The organism is Glycomyces halotolerans, from assembly GCF_054779575.1.
Genome location: NZ_BAAGXZ010000088.1, coordinates 1 through 502, shown reverse-complemented (window position 1 = coordinate 502; position 502 = coordinate 1). Strand labels below are relative to the sequence as shown.

The following is a 502-nucleotide window of genomic DNA, read 5'->3' as shown; positions in this document are numbered from 1 at the left end:
ATCTCATTTGAAAGCAAACGAACTATTCAACAAAATGGTAGGAGTAATTCATCAATTGAATGAGCGATGTCAGCATCTTATCATTGTATCAAACGAGTTGTTTGAAGAGAGCGTCCTAAAGGGACCTACGTTTACATATATGAAGTTATTGGGGCGAATTCATCAGGAGATTGTGAATCAAGCAGACTTAGCGATTTGTGTAGAAGCGGGTATTTCCTGCTACTATAAGGGAGATGAAACAGCATGGCAGTAAAAGAGTGGATGGTCATCGCGCGCTTAGCACTGCAGTTTTTTACAATCTTGCCAACAGCAAAAACAATTCAATGGACGGAAAAGCGCACGGCCAAAGCACTTTATTTTCTACCATGGATTGGCGCTTGTATAGGAGCAGTTAGCTATGGGCTATTTTTAGGTCTAGAATGGTTAGGGGTTAGCACTGTCACGACGGCTATTTTGCTTATGCTAGCTGGTGGGATACTCACAGGAGGCTTACACTTAGATG

At 42.0% G+C, this 502-nt stretch carries 2 protein-coding genes; both read left to right on the top strand.

The window, feature by feature from the left end:
• The coding region (locus ACYVL2_RS20175; RefSeq protein WP_460546588.1) for a P-loop NTPase family protein at positions 1 to 253 on the top strand (253 nt) is incomplete at its 5' end.
• A partial coding sequence (locus ACYVL2_RS20170) for an adenosylcobinamide-GDP ribazoletransferase (protein ID WP_460546587.1) occupies positions 244 to 502 on the top strand: 259 nt, incomplete at its 3' end. The genes ACYVL2_RS20175 and ACYVL2_RS20170, both read left to right, overlap by 10 nt.